This window comes from Diaphorobacter ruginosibacter (assembly GCF_014395975.1).
In the GTDB taxonomy this organism is placed as follows: domain Bacteria; phylum Pseudomonadota; class Gammaproteobacteria; order Burkholderiales; family Burkholderiaceae_C; genus Diaphorobacter_A; species Diaphorobacter_A ruginosibacter.
Map to the genome: position 1 here is coordinate 3,985,404 of NZ_CP060714.1, position 19,066 is coordinate 4,004,469.

The window sequence follows — 19,066 nt, forward strand, 5'->3', positions numbered from 1 at the left end:
GATGCAAACCCATGCCGCCGCCATGCCCCGGAATCGCCAACACGCTCCGAGGTGAGATGGGTAGGCCGGGGCCGTGTCCGGCGCAGAATCACTCCCTGTTCGTCCTTGCCTCCAGAAACACCACACCATGACCACAGCCCCCGCGTCGCCTGCAGATCACCCGCTCGCGGCCGCCATACGCCAGTGCAGGATCTGCGTCGAGCACCCCGACAAGGGGCGCCCGCTGGACCACGAACCGCGCCCGGTGCTCCAGGTCTCGCGCACGGCGCGCATCTGCATCGCAGGCCAGGCACCGGGCATCCGCGCGCACGAGAGCGGCATTCCGTTCTCCGACCCTTCGGGTGTTCGCCTGCGGCAATGGATGGGCATCGACGAGCCCACGTTCTATGACGCGAGCCGCATTGCCATCCTGCCGATGGGCTTCTGCTTTCCCGGCTTCGATGCGCATGGTGGCGACCTCCCGCCACGCCCCGAATGCGCGCGCACCTGGCAGACCAGGCTGATGGCCGAACTGCCCGATCTGCAACTGCTGCTGCTCGTGGGCGGCTACGCGCAGCGCTGGCACCTGAAGCGCATGCAGGCACCCCCGGAGCTCGCGCGGCTGGGCGTCAACGACACCGTCATGCACTGGCGCGAGATCCACGACAACCCGGCCCTCGTGCCGCGCTGCATCGTGCTGCCCCATCCCTCCTGGCGCAACAGCGGATGGCTGAATCGCAACCCATGGTTCGAGGCCGAGCTGCTGGCGGAGTTGCGGCGGGCGGTGCATGGATTGCTCCATGCACCCGCCTGAACCGCGACGACGCCCTGCAGATGCCAGGCAGGCGCCCCTCCCACCCCCTCTTGTCGTCGACGGTAAACCGGACCGTGAAATTCCCTGCATGCCCATGCCATTGCCATGCCATTTCCACGGCGTGCGCGTTACATTACGAACCGTGTGATCACTTGATCAAGGTTAACGTTTCGCGGAAGTCGTGGAAATGTGCCGACGGCACATCGTGCAGGCATCGGTTCACGACAGCCTTTTCCAGCCAGCGGCTACCACCGACATGACTCTGTCCACGCGCCATCTGCAACAGCTCAACCAGGCCATCCTCACGGTGCACGGGGCATCCAGCCTGCATGCGCTGGGGTCCCACCTGCTGCACGCCTTGCGGCTGGTGGTGCCGGGGACATCCGGGTGGCGGATTTCTCCGGGATTGCGGAGATCCGCGAATACACCGCTTACGATCCGGCGCGCGCGATCTCCACGGAAGTCCACGCCGCCGTGCACCGGCATCTTGCCGACAACCCGCTCTACCGCCGGCGCAATGCACAGGCCACCAGCATTTCCGATCTGCTGACGCGCCGCCAATGGGAACGGACCTCTCTGTATGGCGAGGCTTATTCGCAGGTCAACCAGCAGGACGGGCTCGCGCTCGACATCGACCTGGGCCGCGGAGGCATGCTGACCCTCAATGTCACGCGCGCCTCGCGCGGGTATACCGCTGCGGAGCGCATGGGGATGACCCTGCTCGGGCCGCATGTGCAGGCGCAATGGCGACGCCTGTGCCTGCAGCAGCGCAGCAGCGCGGCGGCACAGCGCGCGCTCTCCGTCCATGACGCCGCCGACGTGCTGAGCGCGCGCGAACGTGAGGTGCTGCAATGGGTTGCCAACGGCAACACCAACGCGCAGATCGCCGCCCTGCTGGAGGTGAGTCCGGGCACCGTCAAGCGGCACCTGGAAAACATCTACCGCAAGCTGGGCGCGGTCAACCGGCAGGACGCCCTGTCACGCGTGCAAGCGGCCGCTGTCGCCTGACTGGCCACTACCGGCCCGATGGAACGGCCGGTCGCCCAGCACCGTCGCCCGGTGCATCACCCGCCGATGGGGCAGATAGTTCGCGCAGGCGTAGTGCTGCGTGATGCGGTTGTCCCAGAACGCCAGGTCGTGGCGCTTCCAGCGCCAGCGCACAACGAACTCCGGCCTGGCCATGTGGGCAAACAACTGGCGCAGTACGGCATCGCTCTCCGACGCACCCAGCTCGACGATGCGTGTCGTGAACCCCTCATTCACGAACAGCGCCTGCCGTCCCGTTTCCGGATGCGTGCGCACCACCGGGTGCAGCACGGGGCGATGCCTGTCGCGCGCGGCCTCCCATCGCACGCGCTCCTCGGGCGTGCGCGCGAAGCGCCATGCCGGGAATGACTTGAGAAAGTCGTGTTCGGCATGCAGGCCTTCGAGCATGTGGCGATACGGCGCGGAGAGCGCTTCGTAGGCTGCGCTGCTGCTGGCCCATAGCGTGTCGCCGCCCGCCGGGGGAAGCTGCTGCGCGGACAGGATCGCGGCCTGCGCCGGCGTCTCGGTGAACGTGATGTCGGTGTGCCAGTTGTCGTTATCCGGCGGGTTGTCGTCGTCGGTATCGAGCACGATGATCTCGGGCACCTCGGGGACATTGCGGTAGACCGGATGGATGTGCAGCGCGCCAAACCGCGCGGCAAGATCCCGCTGCTGCCCGGGCGTGATGGGCTGGTTCTCGAAGAACAGCACCTGGTGCCTGAGCAGCGCGGCATGCAGGGCCGATTGCTGCGGGTCGGTGATGGGGCGGGTGAGGTCGATGCCGTGGATCAGGGCTCCGAGGGCCGGGCCGAGGGTCTGGATTTCCATCTTCTGGTGTGTTCATTGCAATGCGGACAGGCCTCCGAGTGTGCTGTGCGGCGCCATCGGTTGCTGCATGTTTTTCGCATGTGCACATGCGAATTCCGCGCATGCGAACACGGGCATTCTTTCTAGACTTGCCCTCATTCCAATGACTTGAACACCACGCTCCATGACCGCTCCCTCCTTCAGCCGTATGCGCCGCCATCTCTTTGCCGCACTCCTTTTCGCGGGCTCGCTCACGGGCGCTTGCGTCGTACACGCCGCCGGGCCCAAGGAAGTCGTCATCGGCTACCAGGACATGGTTCTGCCGTGGCGCCATGCGCAGGAGACGCAGGCCGTCGAGAAAGCCACGGGCTACAAGATCACCTACCGCAAGCTCGCCAGCGGAGCGGAAGTCACGCGTGCGCTGGCGAGCGGCGCCATCCAGATCGGCGAGGCTGGTTCATCCCCGTTTGCCGCCGCACTGTCTCAGGGCGTGCCGATACAGATCTTCTGGATCGCCGACAACATCAACAATGCCGAGGCCCTCGTGGCCCGCAGGGGCAGCCAGGTGAAGACACTGGCAGACCTGAAGGGCCGGAAGATCGGTATCCCCCATGTATCCACCAGCCACTTCCATGCCCTGGTGGCGCTTCAGGCCGCGGGGCTCAACGCCAAGGACGTGAAGATCCTCAACCTGCGTCCGCCGGAAATCCTGGCGGCCTGGGAGCGGGGCGACATCGATGCCGCCTTCGTCTGGGACCCGGTGCTCGCAAAGATCAAGCAGAGCGGCGACGTTCTCACCACCTCGGGCCAGATCGCCGCGCAGACCGGCAAGGCCACGTTCGATGCGCTCGCCGTGCGCACCGATTTCGCGAGGGACCATGACGCATTTCTGCAGCAATTCGTGAAGGTGCTCGATGCCAGCGACCGTCGCTACAGCAGCAACCCCGGCGCATGGACGGCCGACTCCGCCGAGGTCAAGGCGGTCGCCAAATGGTCCGGCGCGGAACCCTCCAGCGTTCCGGACAGCCTGAAGCTCTATGCCTTCGTGCCCGCATCCGAACAGGCAGGCCCGCAATGGCTCGGCGGCGGCAAGAACTCGGTCGTGGCCCGGTCGCTAGAGGCCACGGCGCAGTTCCTGCAGTCGCAGGGCTCCGTGCAGCAGGTGCTTGCGGACTATTCCGTCGGCGTGAACGACACATGGGTGCGCCGTGCCGCCCAGCCATGATGAACTGAAGAACGGCCAGGAGGTTCGTGGCCTGGAAGTTCGTGACCTGTCGGTGCGCTACGAGGGCGCGCCGGCCGATGACCGCACCGCCCTCGCCCTGCACGATGTGCACCTGAAGATCGAGCGCGGTGAATTCGTCGTCGCGGTCGGTGCATCGGGTTGCGGCAAGACCACGCTGCTCAACTGCATCGCGGGCTTCACCTCGCCTTCGGCGGGCAGCATCCGGTGGAATGGCAAGGCCGTCGTGGATGCGAGCGCAGAGCGCGGCGTGGTGTTCCAGAAACATGCGCTGCTGCCCTGGCTCAACGTAATCGACAACGTGGCCCTGGGCCTGCGGCTGCGCGGCGTGCCGCGCGAAGAGCGCATGCGCCTGGCGCGCGAGCAGCTCTTGCATGTGGGCCTGGCCGATCGGGCCAGGGCCTTCCCGTGGCAGCTCTCGGGCGGCATGCAGCAGCGCGTGGGCATTGCGCGGGCGCTCGCCAACAACGCCGACCTGCTGCTCATGGACGAGCCCATGGGCGCGCTCGACGTGTTCACGCGCGAGGCGCTTCAGGAACTGATCCTCAGGCTGTGGGCCCATGAGCAGCGCACCGTCTTCTTCATCACGCACGATGTCGAGGAAGCCCTGTTCCTCGCCTCGCGCATCATCGTCATGAGCCCGAGGCCCGGGCGCATCACCGACAGCCTGCCCGTCGATTTCGGTCGCCGCCATCTCGCGGGGATGCCCGCGCGCGAGGTCAAGTCGCTGCCCGAATTCATCGCCATGCGCGAGCATCTCATGCGCGCCATCACCGAAGCGTCCTTGCCCGCCACGGCCTGAGACCACAAGCACCGCCCATGACCGTAGACCTGACTGCACACCTGACGGCGACCACGACGACCCCAGCGACCGCCCCCACCACCTCTGCCGGTCCACGCCCGCCCTCGCGCGGGACGGAGGTCGGCAACCCGACGGACCTGCATCACCCGTCCCGCCACAAGGCACTTCCCGCCGTTGCACCGTATCGCAGCTTGCGCCCCCGCCCTGTGCGCTGGTGGAGCCTGGTGTTCGTGGCCGCGTGGCTCGCGCTGTGGTGGCTGGCGACGGAGCAGCGCTGGGTGGCCCCCCTGTTCCTGCCGCCCCCCGAAGCCGTTCTCAAGGCCTTCGGTCAGGCCGTCCGGGGGGACCAGGGCGGCGACCCGCTGTGGGTGCATGCGCAGTGGAGCAGCCTGCGTGTGTTCGGTGCCTTCATCCTCGCGGTCCTCACGGCCGTGCCCGTGGGCATTGCCATGGGTGTCAATCGCTGGGCCCAGGCACTGCTCGATCCATTGCTGGAGTTCTACCGCCCATTGCCGCCCTTGGCCTATCTCCCGTTGATCGTGATCTGGCTGGGGATCGACGAGGCCTCGAAATGGCTGCTGATCTACCTGGCCTGCTTCGCACCCATCGCCCTCGCGGCGCGCTCGGGCACGCACAACGCCACCGCGGAACAGATCAACGCACTGCGCTCGCTGGGCGCAACGCACTGGCAGATGCTGCGCTACGTGATCATTCCCGCCGCGTTACCCGACATCCTCGTAGGCCTGCGCATCGCCATGGGCTTTGCCTGGACCACCCTGGTCGCGGCCGAAATGGTGGCCGCCACGCAAGGCCTGGGCCAGATGGTGCTCAATGCCTCCAACTTCCTGCGCACCGATATCGTGGTGATGGGCATCTTCGTGATCGGCACGATCGCCCTGGTGCTGGACGCCTTGCTGCGCAGGCTGGAGCAGTGGCTCCTGCCGTGGCATGGGCGCTAGAGAGCCTCTGCACGAATCGATCGACGCCTGCGCGCCAGATAGGCCATGGCCGCGGCAATGCCCGCCCACGACCAAGGCGGGCGGCTGGAATCCGCTTGCCTCGCCACAGAATGGCTGGTGGTGGAACCCGAACGAGTCCGGCATGGGCATCGGCTGGGAGATGCATGACATGCGTTTCTTTTGCGCCGTGTTCATGTACGACCGCAGCGGCCAGCCCATCTGGTACAGCAGCGGCGGCGAGGCCAGCGCCTGGCTTCCCGACGGGCAGCGCATGGACGTGCTGCGCACGGCCACCGCATCCTACCTGTCGGAGTCCGAAGGCGGCACGCCATTCGACGGCGCCTTCCGCCCCGTGGCCCGCACGAATGACCAGGTGAGCTACTTCAACCTGGAGGCAGACTCGGGCACCCAGGGCAGCCTGCGCTGGATCGCGCCCGAGCAACCGCTTGCGCGCTTCGAGTTCGCGGGCCCAGGCACCATCGCGCAAGGCCCCGCCGCGGACGCACCTGAATCGGGCTGGTGGTGGGACGCCCAGCAGCCGGGGTGGGGCTGCTTCATCGAATTCCAGGGTGCCCTCGCCTATATGGCCATCTTCACCTACGCACCCAACGGGCGGCCCGAATGGTATTCCGGCACCGGGCGGATCGAAGCGGGCCGCCTGGCCATCCCGCTCGGGCGCTATGTCGGAGGCCGCTCGCTGAACGGCCCGGGCAGGGCCGTCACGCTGGACCGGGCCATGGGCACCTTTTCCATGCAGTTCTCGAACCGCCGGGAAGGCACCTATCGATTCCCCGGCGGAGCGACGGGACGGTTGGTTCGATTCGCGTTCTAGCGTTCTGGATTCGCGTTCTGCTTTCTGGTGTGGCACGGCGGCAACCATCGCTGCTTACAATGATTTCGCCAACCATCCATTCAGCGAGGATCCATCGTGAGCGAATACCCAGCCGACATCTATACCGAACCGGAACCCAGCACCGATACGCTGGGCAACCTGGGGCCTCTGAGCGGCATGGCAGGCATCTGGACGGGCACGCGAGGCCTCGATGTGAACCCCAAGGCGGATGGCCCGGAGAAGCAGGCCTTCATCGAGCACATGCAGCTGCATCCCATCGATGCCCAGACCAACGGGCCGCAGCTCTTCTACGGTTTGCGCTACCACACGCAGATCTTCAAGCCGGATGATCCGGAGACCTTCCACGACCAGGTGGGCTACTGGCTGTGGGAGCCTGCCACCGGCACCATCATCCAGACACTGACCATCCCCCGCGGCCAGACCGCGATGGCGGTGGGCAAGGCTGCGGCCGATGCCACCAGCTTCACGCTGGAGGCCGTGCGCGGCTCGCTCACCAACGGCATCTCGTCCAATCCATTCCTCGAATATGCCTTCAGGACGGAGAGCTACCGCGTCACCGTGACCAAGCATGCCGACGGAACCTGGTCCTACGACCAGACCACGACGCTCGTCACCCCGGACCGCAAGGAGCCGTTCCCCCACACCGACCGCAACACGCTGCGCAAGATCGGTGAGTGCACGCTGAACCCCACGGCGCTGGCGGCCCTCAAGCAAGCGGCGGGCAGCACACAGGCATGACGACCTGACGGCACGGCCGTGCCGCCGATACCATCATGCCGATGGCGGCACGCCTTCAGAAGTCCACTGTCGCGCTCACGGCCAGCGTGCGCGGCGTCGATTGCACCAGGTAGTTCGCGCCCGGGAAACCACCCACCGAAGCCCAGTAGTTCCTGTCGAATGCGTTGGCCAGATTGGCGCGCAGCGTGAGCAGGCGCGAGTCGCCCATCGGCATCAGGTAACGCACGCCCAGGTCGGTACGCGTCCAGGCCGCCACCTTCTGCGTGTTCGCACCATCCGCCCATTGGCTGCCGGTATAGAGCAGCTGGGCATTGAGCGCCAGCCCGCGCACACCCGGTACATCCCAGTCGACGCCGAGCGATGCCTGCTGGCGGGGCACGCCGATCACGCGCTTGCCGTCCAGCAATCCGCCCTCGGTCTGCTTCTGCTTGGCATCGAGAAAGGTCACGCCGCCCAGCACCCGCAGCCCTTTCAGCGGCTGGCCGAACACATTGAGCTCCACGCCCTGTCGGCGCTCCTTGCCGTTCTCGGCAAACACCTGGTCGCGCACGTAGCTGGTGGGCTTGTCGGAGATGAAATAGGCCGCGCTCGCCCCCATGTCCCCCTGCTCCCACTTCAGCCCCACCTCCTTCTGCCGGGTGCGCATGGGCTGCAGCAGGGCGCCGCCATTCAGCACGGGCTGGCCGTTGGCGCTCGCGGGTGCCGTCTCGCCCTTCTGCAGACCCTCGACATAGCTCGCGTACACCGACAGCGACGGCTGCAGCTTGAACACGACCCCGGCCATGGGCGTCACGCGTGATTTGTCATACTCGCTCGTCAACTCCCTGGTGCTGTAGTCGAAGCCCGACTGCTCGATCTTCTGGTAGCGCAGGCCGACGGTGGGCAGCAATCTGCCATCCATGAAGGACAGGGTGTCGACCAATGCCAGGCTCCGCGTCTTGACCACGCCCACGCGCGATGGATCATTCAGGTCGCCTCCGCTCCACAGGTATTGCGTGCCGCGCGCCACGTCCACCGGACGGTAGAGGTTGGTGGGCGTGCCCGCGGCCATGCCGTAGGCGTTGCGCTCCGTGCCGCTGTAGCTGTTCATCGACGCGACCAGTTGATGGCCGATCGAGCCCGTCGAAAACTTCGCGCGCACGCCCACCTCCGCCGTGCGGATGTTGTCCTTGCGATGGTTGTCGAACGGCGACGTGGTCGCGTTGCCGGCAGCGTCCTGCAGTGTGAGGCCGGTAAGCACGTTGCGCTCCTCTCCTGCGCGCACGCCGCCAGCGGCCCACGCGGTGACCTCGTCGCTGATGTCCCATTCGGCGCGTACGGTGCCGAACAGGTCCTTCTCCTTGGAATAGGTCCAGGGCTGGGAGTAGTTGCCCGTGCTGCCAGGCAGGGCGGGCGTCGGCAACCCTGCGGCCGGCGTGACCTGGGCGCGGCCCACGCGCAGGTCATTGTCCTGGTAGCCCAGGTCCGCCGACACGCGCACGCTGGACGAGCGCCAGTCCACGCCCAGCCCCAGCATGCCGAGCTTGCGGCTTTCACGGTCGATGGCCGTGTCGCCATTGCGCTGCGCCATGTTCAACCGCACGCCGGTGCTCTGATCGGGCCCGAAACGGCGCGAGATGTCCGCGGCCACGAAGCCCTGGCCTCCGCTCTCCACGCCGGCGCTCACCTGCGTGAGCGGCTCGGTGCCTGCACGCTTGGGCAGCAGGTTGACCGATCCGCCCAACGCCGAGCCTCCTGGCGCGGCGCCGTTCAGGAACGCGTTCGCTCCCAGCAGAACCTCCACGCGCTCGAAGAACTGCGACGCCACGTATTGGCGGGGCAACATGCCGTAGAGCCCGTTGTAGGCGATGTCGTCCGAGTACAGCGGGTAGCCGCGCACCACGTACACCTCCTGGAAATTGCCGAAGCCGCGCGCCTGCCGTACGGAGGCCGCGTTGCGCAACACGTCGGCCACGCTCTGCGCCTGCTGGTTGGCGATCAGCTCCTGGGTGTACGAGGTGATCTGGAACGGCGTCTCCATGAAATCCTGCGTGCCGAGGATGCCGACACGCGCGCCGCGCGCCACCATCCCGCCCGAGAATGGCTTGCTGAGGCCCTCCGCCGACGCGTCGGCGCTCGCATTCACAACCACCTCGCCCAGGCTCGGCTCAAGGGGCACATCCTGCGCCATGGCTGTCACGGCGCTCACGGCCAGGGCCAGCGGGCTCAACGAAAAAAGCGCCAGCGGGCGCAGGAGGGGATGGATACTCATGACCAACCAATCAGAAATGATAATGAAAATAATTCCTATTAATTATCCACTATCTGATTTTTCCTGAGGAAGGCAGTGGCCGCAAAGACTTGAAAACCGCCTGCAGACCCTTGCGAATGACGCAGGCAGGCCCTCTCATGGGCAATCTCGGGTTGGAATGTCACTTGATTGTTAACAACAATTTGCAACAAAATCAATAGGTATATACAGGGACTCAAATACCGTATCTACGGGATAGGCACGAGACCTATCGCAGTCGACGATTGCCTGCTTCGGCTGCGAGGCGCTTGGCCACTTGCGTGCGCGGCACACCACATCACACAACCGAAGGGGAAAGCTCACATGCAAAGGCACTCGCGTCATGCCACGTCACGGCCCTCGATCCGTCCCACACAACTCGCGCTCGCCCTCGGCGGCGCACTGCTGTCGCTCGCGGCACACGATGCGCACGCGGCGGCATGCGCCGGCACCCAGGTGCTGTATGCCACCCACGACGCCCAGGACATGGTCACCTCCGGCAAGACGGGCAAGCTCGGCTGGGGGGATGCCGTCACGCTGCAGAACGCCCTGGCGGTGGCCAATGCGGACACGACGCTCAGCCAATGCTACGAGGTCCGCATCAAGCAGGGCGTGTACAAGCCCGCCACGCTGGATCCTGCGGAGACGAATTCGGGTGTCATCAATGCCGCGCTCTCCATGTCCTTCAACATTGCACGCCCCATGCTGCTCAAGGGCGGCTATACCGGCAGCGGCGACACGCGGGTGATCCAGGCGGACAACACCGTGCTGTCGGGCGACATCGATGGCAATGACCTGGTGGAAGGCGGGATTACACGCTCAGCGGAATTCGCGGATCCGAGTTCGCCTTTCGCCGTATCCGGTGATCTCAAGGGCAACAACTCCACCGCCGTCGTTGTCGTCGGCCCTTCCGTGTTCAGCGAACCGCCGGGCACACCCGTCAGCGCCTCGTTCACCAGCGCACCAGGGGAATCCAGCTTCACCCAACTGGAAGGACTGACCATCACCGGCGGAAACAGCTTGGGCGCAGCCAGCGGCACCGGGCTGCCCATAGGCGGAGGACTCTCCTGCACGGCCCAGATGGTGCCGTCGCTCGCCGGCGCACCCATGGCGGAATGCAGCCCCGCCCTGCAATCCATGCGCTTCAGTGGCAATGCAGGCCTCGTCGGCTCGGCAGTCAGCCTGCCGATGCTGACCGGCGCCAACGTCACCAACCTCTCCATCGAACAGTCCACGTTCAGCGGCAATGCAACCGCCATCACGGGTGCTGTCTTTGCTGGGTGGGCCGGGGAAAACGCCACAGGCTCCGGAACGATCAGGATCAGTCGCTCGACCTTTTCCAGCAATCGCTCCATGGGATTCGGCGGGGCCGTCACGGTCTTTGGTACCTCATCCAGCACGCCGCTCACCCTGGACATCAACAGCTCCCTATTCGACGGCAATATCGCGGGCAATGGCGCCCTCGCGCTTCCTTTTCCAGCCACTGGTGGTGCTATTGCGCTCAGCAGCAGTTCTGGCAGCGTGAAGGCACGCATCTCGGGAAGCACGTTCCGCAACAACACCGCGGCGATGGGCGGGGGAGCGATTGCCCAGTTTGGCGCCAACTTCCTGGGAAATGCAACCGCTGGAAGTGGTGATGTGCAGATCGAGTCATCCACCTTCAGCGGTAATGTGGCGCCTCTGGGTGGTGCCATTGCCAGCCTTGCGATGTACAGCCCCGTTGGTTCGGGCGGCCCGGTAGCCTCCAGGGCTCACACATTGAGCATCACCAACTCCACCTTCAACGCCAACCAGGCGAAGAACGCAGCCGCGCCGACAGGTGCACCGGAGGGCATCGGCGGTGCCATCGCCAACCTGACCGCCTTCGATGGCAACACATCGGCCGTCACCATCAGGAACTCCACGTTCAGCGGCAACACCAGCGATCAGCAGGGCAGCGCGGTGGCCAACACGACATGGGACATGGCCGGCACATCGGCGCCTGGCACAGGCCGTGGCCAGGCTACGCTGGACATCCAGAGCAGCATTCTCTGGCCCGGCGCCTCGGGAACCGGTCCGGCGACTGTCGTGTTCAATGGAGAGGGCACAGCCACCTCCAGTGATCCCAGCTCCCCTCCCACCAACACCATCACGCCCACCAATCCCGCCACGGGATCGGCTACCACGGTGGTGGCGCACAGCATCATCCAGGGCGGCTGGAGTGCGACCGGTTCGGCCAATCTCGACGCGGATCCCCTGCTCGCCCCGCTCGCCGACAACGGCGGCAGCACCCAGACCATGCTGCCTGCACGGAACAGCCCTGCCATCAATGCGGTGGCCTGCAGTGTGGGCGGCAGCACGGTGGACCAGCGCGGCGAGCCTCGCCCGGATGCGGCGGGCAGCCCGTGCGACATCGGAGCCGTCGAGCTCAAGGTGGGCACGGCCACCGGCAGCACCCAGACACCGGACGGCACGCCCGTCGACGTGACCCTCACCAACCCAGGCGGTGGCGGCGGCAGCACGCCCAGCACCTGCACCCTGCTGCCCGGCAGCCCCAGCATCACCGCCGCGCCGCTGACCGGCGCCCCCGCCGGCTTCAGGTTCCCCTATGGCCAGTTGCGCTTCACGGCAGATCACTGCCCCGTGGGCCAACCCACCCAGGTGACGCTGCAGTTGCCGGCCGGCACCCAGCTTCCCGGCAACGCGCAGATGTTCAAGAAGATCGGTTCCGAGTGGGTGAGCTGGCCAGCCACCATCAGCGGCAACACGGTACGGTTCACGGTAACCGACAGCACCGATCCGTCCACGGCCGCCGCCACCGGCGACAGCGACCCCACGCCCGGCGTGATCACCGATCCGGTGCTGTTCGCAGTGCCCGAAGGATCGGGCGTGACGCCCACCACCACGGCCGTGCCGACATTGAGCCAGTGGGGACTCATGGCACTGTCGGGCCTGCTCGGCCTGTTCGCGTTCGGCAGCGCACGCACCGGGCGCCAGCGCCGCCGCGGTTGAACGACACGGCGCATCACATCGCGCCACATGGCGTCACCTCGCGGATCGTCAGCACGCTCCCGGCGCGTGCTGACGATCCCGGGTTTCACTGCTCAAACGCCTTGCGGATCGCCTCCCGGTCCGCGCTTCCGTTCTGGATCATCAGGGTGAGCAGCACCTTGGCCTTCTGCGCGCTCAGGTCGCCCGACATGATCGCGCCGGCATCGAACGTGGTCTTGCCGCCGCCCTCGAAGCCGTAGAGAGGATAGGTGCGCCCGTTCGGCACGCGGCTCGCCACCACCACCGGGACCCCCTTGGAGAGCGCGTACTTCACCGCCTCGAACATCGACACGTTCATGTTGCCCATGCCCACGGCCTGCACGACGATGCCCTGGGTGCCGTTGTCCACCGCGTAGCGGATGAAGCTGCCGTCGGCCCCCGCATACATCGGGAAGATGTGCACCACGGGAAACTTTTCCGCCGTGATCGGTATGTGCATGCGGCGCAGCGGTGCGCGCGAGAACACCACCTTGTCATCCCACACCTCGCCCAGCCAGCCGTAGTTGCCGCCCTGGAAGGTCTCGACCGCGGCCGTATGCGTCTTGGTCACGCTGCGGGCCGCATTGATCTCGTTGTTCATCGCCACCATCACACCCTTGTCGCGCGCCTGCGGCGTGACCGCAATGCGGATCGCGTTCAGCAGGTTGCGCGGGCCGTCGAAGTCGGGCGAGGACGCGTTGCGCTGCGCTCCGATCATCACCACGGGCTTGGATGATTTCACGGTCAGGTCGAGCCAGAAGGCCGTCTCCTCCATGGTGTCCGTGCCCTGCGCCACCACCACGCCCGCCACCTCGGGCCGCGCCAGCGTCTCGTCGATGGTCTTGCTCAAGCGTGCCCACCAGTCGTTGGTGATGTAGTTGGCACTCATCTTCGAGAAGTTGTTGACCTCGATGCGCGCGTACTTCCCCGCGTCGGGCACGCTCTGCATCAGGTCGTCGCCCGAAATCGCAGGCACCACGCCGCGCGTCACGGGATCCACCTTCATCGCGATCGTGCCGCCCGTCGCGATGAACACCACCACGGGCTGCCCCGGTGCTGCCGCGGGCGGCTGTTGCGGCTGTGCCTGGGCCGCATGCATCACCATGGCGCATCCGGCCACCCAGCCCCATCCCATGCGTTGCAGCCACCGCTGTGTAAAATTCGCCATTTCCGTGTCTCCTGCGTCGGGTTGTGATCGTAGTTTGGATCGTGGATCATCCGAAGGCGCCGCACTGCTACCCCAGTGGTGCCCTCGGGCCAGTATGCAGAGGCCCGCAGGTTTTGACAATCTCGCGCACGCATGCGCCCCGCGTGTCTGTCTGATGACGGTTTCCTGCTCGGTAACATCCGCAAAAGCAGGTGCTTTCCTACACGCGCGCCCCCGCTTCACAGGCCATAAACGACGGCATGAGCAGTCCCCCGCGCGAGCGGTTTGCGCAGGCCAGGCCCACGGACAAGATCGCCACTCCCAACATCAAAAAACCAGAGGTGAATGCCATGTCACAAGCATCAAAACGAAAAATCCCGCCCGCATTCCTGATCCTCGGAGCCATGGTGGTCGGCATTTTCGTGGGCTACATGGTGTTCACGCAGTTCCCGGACAAGGGCACTGCCAAGGAGATCGCGGGCTACATCTCGATCGTCTCGGACGTCTTCCTCAGGCTCATCAAGATGCTGATCGGGCCGCTGGTGTTCTCGACGCTGGTCGTGGGCATCGCGCACATGGGTGATGCCGCCTCCGTCGGGCGTGTGTTCCTCAAGGCCATGGCCTGGTTCGTGACCGCATCGCTGATCTCGCTGGTACTGGGGCTGGTGCTGGCCAACCTGCTGCAGCCCGGCCAGGACCTCGGCCTGCCGCTGCCCGACATTGGCGCATCAGCCAACCTGGCCACCGGCAAGTTCACGCTCAAGGAGTTCGTCAGCCACCTGATCCCCAAGTCCTTTGCCGAGGCCATGGCCAACAACGAGATCCTGCAGATCGTGGTGTTCTCGATGTTCTTCGGTGTTGCGCTCGCGGCGCTCGGCGAAAAAGGCAAGACGCTGGTGGCCGCCATCGACGAGCTCTCGCACGTGATGCTCAAGATCACGGGCTACGTGATGAAGCTCGCACCGCTCGCCGTGCTGGCCGCCATGGCCGCCACCGTGGCCACCAACGGCCTGGGCATCCTGCTCAAGTTCGCGGTGTTCATGGGAGACTTCTACCTCGGCCTGATCCTGCTGTGGTGCATCCTGACCGGCGCCGGCTTTGCCTTCCTCGGCAAGCGCGTGTTCAAGCTGCTGGTGCTCATCAAGGAAGCGTTCATGCTGTCGTTCGCCACCGCCAGCTCGGAGGCCGCCTACCCCAAGATCCTCGATGCGCTCGACCGCTTTGGCGTCAAGCGCAAGATCTCCAGCTTCGTGATGCCGATGGGTTACTCCTTCAACCTCGATGGCTCGATGATGTACTGCACGTTTGCCACGCTGTTCATCGCACAGGCCTACGGCATCCACCTGCCGCTCAGCACGCAGATCACCATGTTGCTGATCCTCATGCTCACCTCCAAGGGCATGGCCGGCGTGCCGCGCGCCTCGCTGGTGGTGATCGCGGCCACGCTCAATCATTTCAATATTCCCGAAGCAGGCCTGCTGCTGATCCTGGGCGTGGACACCTTCCTCGACATGGGCCGCTCGGCAACGAATGCCGTGGGCAATTCCATCGCATCGGCCGTGGTCGCGAAGTGGGAGGGCGAGTTGCTGCCCGAGGACGAGGCCGAGGAACTGGCGCGCAAGCTCGATGCGGAAGCCGCGGCCCAGGCGCATCCGCTGAACACGCCCGACGTGGCCTGAGGCGAGGTGACCCCATGAGTCGCCGCCCCGCTCTTCAACGGCTTGCCACCTTCGCCACTGTTGCCACCTATGCCGTGCTTTGCATCGGCACCGCGGCGGCGCAGGAACAGCCCGCCGCTCAGGAACCGCCCCTCTCCAGCATCCGCTGGAGCAGCGTGGTCTCCGCTCCCACCCAGCTGAGCGGCACGCTCGCCAAGGTGCATGCGAGCGGCCGCGTGGCGATCGCCTACCGCGAAAGCTCGGTGCCGTTCTCCTACCTCGACGCGCAGCGCCAGCCCATCGGCTATGCGATCGAACTGTGCAAAGGCATCGTCCAGGCCATGTCGGCCGCCGTGCACAGGCCGCTCGCCATCCAGTGGGTGCCGGTGACATCGGCCACGCGCATGGACGCCATCGTCTCGGAACAGGCCGACCTCGAATGCGGATCCACCACCAGCAACCGCGAACGCCAGAAGACGGTGGCCTTCTCGCCCACCTACTTTGTCGCAGGCACAAAGCTGCTGGTGCGCAAGGGTTCGCCGGTGCGTGACTACCGCCAGCTCGCCGGCAAGCGCGTGGCGGTGACCTCTGGCACCACGAACGAGAAGACCCTGCATGATCTCTCGGACCGCTTCAAGCTCGACCTGAAGATCCTGCCCATGCGCGACCATGCGGAGTCCTTTGCGCAGGTGACGAGCGGCAAGGTCGATGCGTTCGCCACCGACGACGTGCTGCTCTACGGCCTCATCGCCCAGACGCCCGGCGGCAGGGGCCAATACCAGGTGGTGGGCGACTTTCTCTCGTATGACCCGTATGGCGTGATGTTCCGCAAGGACGATGCACAGCTCTCCCGGCTGGTGACGGAGGCCTTCCAGGCGCTCGCATCCGACGGCGAGATCGAACGCCAGTACCAGCGCTGGTTCCTGAAGAAACTGCCCGGTGGTCAGACGCTGAACCTGCCGATGAGCCCGCAGCTGGAAGTGATCCTCGAGAGCCTTGCGGCCACCCAGACCGAGTAGCAGCCGACTCAGTCGCAGGACAGGTACGACAGGCGGCGCAGTTCCTCGCGGACATAGCGCCGCTGGGCGCCCGTGAGCTGCGGCATCAGCGCCCGCAATTGCTGCCGCAGCGGCGCAAGGCCATGTCCATGCAATGCCAGTTGCCAGAGATGCTCCAGCATGGCCGCGCCGAGCTGCACCGGAGACACCGCGTCGCCCTCCTGCTGCACCGCCGCCAGCATGCGCCCCGTGAGCGTGAGCCAGTCGGGCAATGAGGGAGGCAGCAGCAGATCGCACAGCGACTGGAGCTGCCTGTCGGCCAATGCGCTGCCCGCAGCTTCCGGCGAAGGGGACTGAAGCTGTGCGCGCAGGTCGGCCAGGGGCCACACGCGCGCTCGCCAGAACCGCACCGGATCGCCCTCGTGCTGGCGCCCTTCGCCAAACGATCCGTCATGCGTCTGGCTGAGCGCTCCGCGCGCGACACGGCAGATGTAGATGATGTTCCAGTACGAGCCCGAGCCGAGGCCGTGGCGCCTGCACAGCGCCTCTCCGGCCAGGATCCAGCGGATCGCGAGCAGGCGGCCCGCATCGCGCCCCAGGCGCTCATCGAGCGCCGGGCCCAGCAGCCACAGCGTGTAGCCGAGATTCGAGGCCACGGCCTCCATGAGGGTGAGTGAATCGGTCTCGACAGCGCAGAGCAGCGCGAGCTGCATGTCGTTCAGCACCTGCGCCGCATCTTCGGCACGGGATGGCGCCCCGTCATCCGACAGCATCACGGAACGCCGGGCCAGCGCGCGCAGGTTGAAATACTCGGCGGCCAGGCGCGAGCTCAGGCGCAGCGGCGGCGACGCGGCAGCATCTCCGTCGAACTGCGCACGCATGCGCTGCAGGCGGCGCAGCGCGATGGCGCTGCGATTGTCCTGGTGATCGCACCACGCGATGCCTATCTCGGCCATGGCCTGCAGTACCGGGATGCGCACACGCTCCTGCCGCGGCACCTGCGCACGGCGCGCGCTTGCGCGGCAGCGTGCGAGCAGCCTGGCGTAGAGTCCGCGCGAAACATCCGTCTGGCGTGCAAGGCGTGCATACCGCGCCTGCAGATGAAGCGCCCACAGGCGGGAGAGATCGTCGTCGGAGGAGTGGGCGGGGTCCAGCACGCCCTCGAAGGCGCCGACCACCTCCGCAAGCGGCAGCCGCCCTTCTTCCGCGGCCTGGCGCAGCACCAGCAGCCGCACCCAGGTTTCAAGCCCGGCCTCCAGCCGCCGCGCGTCCCCCCGCGGCTCGGCTGCCGGCCCTTGCGCCGCGCCCGCGCATTGGCTCCACAGCGCACGCTGCTGGCGCGCGGTCAGCGTCCTGCCTTCGTAGTGGAAGCGCAATCGCGCCAGCTGGCCCTGCGCAAGCCAGAACGGCCCGTGCACGCGGCCGCGGCGAGGCAGGCTGGACACGGGCTGCAGCGGATCCTCACCCCAGCCGACAACGAGTCCGGCACGATCGAAGTGCGCGAACGCGCGGCTGACCGCCATCGCGAAGGCATTGCCCGGCGGCGCGGCACATGCCAGTCCGGCCACGGGCACGGCAACCTCTGCGCCCGCGGAACGCCGTGCCACGGCCATGGCCAGCAGCATCAGGTTGGCAACGCGCGAGGCGGGCCGCTCGCCCATGTGCCATGGAGATTGCAGCTCGACGACGATGGGCGGCTTCTCGCCGGCACCCGGCAATGGCATGGTGAGTTCCAAGTTATGAATGTTATGAATCTGCATTTTACGAAGACGCGGCCGGCAGGCACCATGGCGGCCGTGATCACATTCACGATCACATCGACATCACCCACCTCATTTCCTTCATTCACCCCATCACCATGCACCTGCTCCATCGCCGCCATTTCTCGCTCACCGCGCTATCGGCCTGCGCCGCTGCCCTCATTCCCACGGCCGCGCGGTCCCGTTCCGCCGATGCGCAGGCCCTGCCCTCCTTCGAGGAGATCGAAAGATCCGCTCGCGGCCGCATGGGCATTGCCGTGCTCGACACGGCGACCGGATCCCTGCAGGGCCATCGCCTGGATGAACGCTTCCCGATGTGCAGCACCTTCAAGTGGCTTGCCGCAGCACATGTGCTGCATCGCGTCGACCGCAACGAGGAGCGACTCGACCGCCGCGTGACCTATGGCCGCGATGTCCTCGTGAGCCACTCGCCACTGACCGAGCCGCACGCCGGCAAGGATGGCATGACCATGGGCGAGCTGTGCCACGCCACCATCACCCAGAGCGACAACGCCGCAGCCAACCTGATCCTCAATACGCTTGGCGGGCCACAGGGCCTGACTGCCTTTGCACGCATGGCGGGCGACGATGTGACACGCCTCGACCGCTGGGAGACGGAACTCAACGAAGCCACCCCCGGCGACCCGCGCGACACCACCAGCCCGCGCGCCATGGCGCAGTTGCTGAAGACTCTGGTGCTGGGCGAGCTGCTCAGTACCTCAAGCCGTGCACAGCTCGCGCAATGGATGCAGGCCACCACCACCAACCGCAACCGGCTTGCCAGCGGCCTGCCCGGCGGATGGCGTGTGGGCAGCAAGACCGGCACCGGCGGCCGCGGCTCCACCAACGACGTGGGCATCTACTGGCCTCCCGGCAGGCCCCCCGTGGTCGCGGTGGCCTACCTGACCGCGTCCTCCGCGGACATGCCGGTACGCGAGGGCGCCATCGCCCGGGTCGCGCACAGCGTCTTCGAGGCCCGCCGCTGAAGCATGGCGTGAAGCCCG

The 19,066-nt window shown here is 66.3% G+C and carries 15 protein-coding genes; 11 read left to right on the forward strand and 4 right to left on the reverse strand.

The features are described 5' to 3' along the window. Positions 1–127: 127 nt before the first annotated feature. The gene (locus H9K76_RS18095) at positions 128–793 is read left to right on the forward strand and encodes a uracil-DNA glycosylase family protein (protein ID WP_187596701.1); all 666 of its coding nucleotides are present in this window, start codon (positions 128–130) and stop codon (positions 791–793) included. A gap of 387 nt (positions 794–1,180) precedes the next feature. Further along, the gene (locus tag H9K76_RS23510; RefSeq protein WP_246475116.1) at positions 1,181–1,801 is read left to right on the forward strand and encodes a helix-turn-helix transcriptional regulator; all 621 of its coding nucleotides are present in this window, start codon (positions 1,181–1,183) and stop codon (positions 1,799–1,801) included. Here H9K76_RS23510 and tauD read toward each other — a convergent pair. Further along, positions 1,772–2,647, reverse strand: a complete 876-nt coding sequence (gene tauD / locus H9K76_RS18105; RefSeq protein ID WP_187596702.1) for a taurine dioxygenase — start codon at positions 2,645–2,647, stop codon at positions 1,772–1,774. The genes H9K76_RS23510 and tauD overlap by 30 nt on opposite strands. Positions 2,648–2,810: 163 nt before the next feature. Between tauD and tauA the strand changes: the two genes are divergently transcribed. The 5 genes from tauA to H9K76_RS18130 all read left to right on the forward strand — a co-directional run bounded on the left by tauA (position 2,811) and on the right by H9K76_RS18130 (position 7,221). Then, positions 2,811–3,851, forward strand: coding sequence for a taurine ABC transporter substrate-binding protein (tauA, locus tag H9K76_RS18110; RefSeq protein ID WP_246475118.1), 1,041 nt, complete (start codon positions 2,811–2,813; stop codon positions 3,849–3,851). Continuing rightward, on the forward strand, positions 3,835–4,671 hold the full coding sequence (locus H9K76_RS18115; protein ID WP_246475120.1) for a taurine ABC transporter ATP-binding protein: 837 nt from the start codon (positions 3,835–3,837) through the stop codon (positions 4,669–4,671). Before tauA ends, H9K76_RS18115 begins: the two co-directional genes overlap by 17 nt. Positions 4,672–4,688: 17 nt before the next feature. Continuing rightward, positions 4,689–5,630 (forward strand): ABC transporter permease, encoded by a 942-nt coding sequence (locus H9K76_RS18120; RefSeq protein WP_187596703.1) that lies wholly within the window; start codon positions 4,689–4,691, stop codon positions 5,628–5,630. After that, positions 5,620–6,462, forward strand: a complete 843-nt coding sequence (locus tag H9K76_RS18125) for a hypothetical protein (RefSeq protein ID WP_187596704.1) — start codon at positions 5,620–5,622, stop codon at positions 6,460–6,462. Before H9K76_RS18120 ends, H9K76_RS18125 begins: the two co-directional genes overlap by 11 nt. 96 nt (positions 6,463–6,558) lie before the next feature. Then, a complete protein-coding gene (locus H9K76_RS18130) occupies positions 6,559–7,221 on the forward strand; it encodes an FABP family protein (protein ID WP_187596705.1) in 663 nt (220 codons plus the stop codon). A 55-nt stretch (positions 7,222–7,276) separates the two neighbouring features. Here H9K76_RS18130 and H9K76_RS18135 read toward each other — a convergent pair whose 3' ends face one another. Continuing rightward, positions 7,277–9,472 carry a TonB-dependent receptor gene (locus H9K76_RS18135; RefSeq protein WP_187596706.1) on the reverse strand — a complete coding sequence of 732 codons (2,196 nt, stop codon included), beginning with the start codon at positions 9,470–9,472 and terminating at the stop codon, positions 7,277–7,279. A gap of 342 nt (positions 9,473–9,814) precedes the next feature. On the opposite strand from H9K76_RS18135, the gene H9K76_RS18140 reads away from it, so the two are divergent. Next, the gene (locus tag H9K76_RS18140; protein ID WP_187596707.1) at positions 9,815–12,481 is read left to right on the forward strand and encodes an IPTL-CTERM sorting domain-containing protein; all 2,667 of its coding nucleotides are present in this window, start codon (positions 9,815–9,817) and stop codon (positions 12,479–12,481) included. A gap of 85 nt (positions 12,482–12,566) precedes the next feature. On the opposite strand, the gene H9K76_RS18145 is transcribed toward H9K76_RS18140, so the two are convergent. Next, positions 12,567–13,604, reverse strand: a complete 1,038-nt coding sequence (locus tag H9K76_RS18145) for an asparaginase (RefSeq protein WP_223196313.1) — start codon at positions 13,602–13,604, stop codon at positions 12,567–12,569. A gap of 392 nt (positions 13,605–13,996) precedes the next feature. Here H9K76_RS18145 and H9K76_RS18150 point away from each other — a divergent pair, with 392 nt between their 5' ends. Beyond that, positions 13,997–15,325, forward strand: a complete 1,329-nt coding sequence (locus H9K76_RS18150; RefSeq protein WP_187596708.1) for a dicarboxylate/amino acid:cation symporter — start codon at positions 13,997–13,999, stop codon at positions 15,323–15,325. A 14-nt stretch (positions 15,326–15,339) separates the two neighbouring features. Next, complete coding sequence (locus H9K76_RS18155; protein ID WP_187596709.1) at positions 15,340–16,323, forward strand: amino acid ABC transporter substrate-binding protein; 984 nt, start codon at positions 15,340–15,342, stop codon at positions 16,321–16,323. 8 nt (positions 16,324–16,331) lie between these two features. On the opposite strand, the gene H9K76_RS18160 is transcribed toward H9K76_RS18155, so the two are convergent. Further along, positions 16,332–18,026, reverse strand: coding sequence for a hypothetical protein (locus H9K76_RS18160; RefSeq protein WP_187596710.1), 1,695 nt, complete (start codon positions 18,024–18,026; stop codon positions 16,332–16,334). 134 nt (positions 18,027–18,160) lie between these two features. On the opposite strand from H9K76_RS18160, the gene bla reads away from it, so the two are divergent. Then, complete coding sequence (gene bla, locus H9K76_RS18165) at positions 18,161–19,048, forward strand: class A beta-lactamase (RefSeq protein WP_187596711.1); 888 nt, start codon at positions 18,161–18,163, stop codon at positions 19,046–19,048. Positions 19,049–19,066: the final 18 nt, after the last annotated feature.